The organism is Staphylococcus sp. GDY8P72P, from assembly GCF_016890655.1.
Lineage (GTDB): Bacteria > Bacillota > Bacilli > Staphylococcales > Staphylococcaceae > Staphylococcus > Staphylococcus arlettae.
The window spans coordinates 1-1,432 of record NZ_JAFEQJ010000046.1; the positions used below are offsets into that span (position 1 = coordinate 1).

General features: G+C 35.5%; 1 protein-coding gene. It reads left to right on the forward strand.

Annotation, left to right across the window (positions count from 1 at the left end; translation table 11 throughout):
* Positions 1–209 precede the first annotated feature (209 nt).
* Positions 210–1,382, forward strand: a complete 1,173-nt coding sequence (locus tag JVU85_RS13740; protein ID WP_000195429.1) for an IS256-like element IS256 family transposase — start codon at positions 210–212, stop codon at positions 1,380–1,382.
* Positions 1,383–1,432 lie beyond the last annotated feature (50 nt).

Consider the following 1,432-nt stretch of genomic DNA (forward strand, 5'->3'; position numbering starts at 1 on the left):
CAATTTTTGAATTTGTATCATCATTGCTATTCTCAATACTATCTTTTGTAGATTGAATTTGATCACGAATTTCTTGGTCTTTTTCTTCTACTTTTTTGCCATTATTTGGTTAAAGTCCGTATAATTGTGTAAAAGTAAAAAGGCCATATAACAGTCCTTTTACGGTACAATGTTTTTAACGACAAAAACATACCCAGGAGGACTTTTACATGACCCAAGTACATTTTACACTGAAAAGCGAAGAGATTCAAAGCATTATTGAATATTCTGTAAAGGATGACGTTTCTAAAAATATTTTAACAACGGTATTTAATCAACTAATGGAAAATCAACGAACAGAATATATTCAAGCAAAAGAATATGAACGAACAGAAAACCGACAAAGTCAACGAAATGGCTATTATGAGCGCAGCTTTACGACACGTGTAGGCACGCTAGAATTAAAAGTACCCAGAACACGTGATGGCCATTTTTCACCCACAGTGTTTGAACGTTATCAACGAAACGAAAAAGCCCTCATGGCTTCAATGTTGGAAATGTATGTATCAGGCGTTTCAACTCGTAAAGTATCAAAAATTGTGGAAGAACTTTGTGGTAAATCCGTCTCTAAGTCCTTCGTTTCTAGCTTAACAGAACAGCTAGAACCTATGGTTAACGAGTGGCAGAATCGTTTATTATCAGAAAAAAATTATCCTTACTTAATGACCGATGTACTCTATATAAAAGTACGAGAAGAAAATCGAGTACTCTCAAAAAGCTGTCATATAGCGATTGGAATAACCAAAGATGGCGACCGTGAAATTATCGGCTTCATGATTCAAAGTGGCGAAAGCGAAGAGACCTGGACAACATTTTTTGAATACCTAAAAGAACGCGGTTTACAAGGTACGGAACTCGTTATTTCTGATGCGCACAAAGGATTAGTCTCTGCCATTAGAAAATCCTTCACCAACGTAAGTTGGCAAAGATGCCAAGTTCACTTCCTAAGAAATATCTTTACCACCATTCCTAAAAAAAATTCAAAATCTTTCAGAGAAGCTGTTAAAGGAATTTTTAAGTTCACAGATATTAACTTAGCGCGTGAGGCTAAAAATCGATTGATTCATGATTATATCGATCAACCAAAATATTCAAAAGCTTGCGCATCATTGGATGATGGATTCGAAGACGCCTTTCAATATACCGTACAAGGAAATTCCCACAATCGACTAAAGAGTACCAATCTAATTGAACGACTGAATCAAGAAGTACGCAGAAGAGAAAAGATTATTCGCATCTTCCCCAATCAAACATCAGCCAATCGCTTAATTGGAGCCGTTCTTATGGACCTACATGATGAATGGATTTATTCTTCAAGAAAATACATCAATTTTGATAAGTAGAAATGGTAAAAACATTGTATAGCATTTTACACAGGAGTCTGGACTTGACT